Annotated in this window: 1 protein-coding gene; it reads left to right on the top strand. The window is 65.9% G+C overall.

Annotated elements, in window-relative coordinates; translation table 11 throughout:
* Window positions 1-208: hypothetical protein (locus tag MB824_RS04565; protein ID WP_238746352.1), on the top strand; the 208-nt coding region annotated here is incomplete at both ends.

The following is a 208-nucleotide window of genomic DNA, read 5'->3' as shown; positions in this document are numbered from 1 at the left end:
CGAAACCCTGCTTGAACGCCGCGAATTTGCCAACCACATCAGCTATCAGGATCAGGCAGGCAGCCTGAATCCCCCCGCCGGCCATGCCGCCGCAGCCGATGCCGCCACCGCCGCCGTTGCGCCACAACGCATTAAAAGTCCCGACGGCCGCTTCAGCCTGCCCGAAAGCAGCCTGTACACCGTCCGTCCCGACCGCCCCGGCTATCTG

The sequence above is a fragment of the Kingella pumchi genome (assembly GCF_022288825.1).
Lineage (GTDB): Bacteria > Pseudomonadota > Gammaproteobacteria > Burkholderiales > Neisseriaceae > Kingella_D > Kingella_D pumchi.
This window is presented reverse-complemented; position numbering and strand designations above follow the sequence as displayed.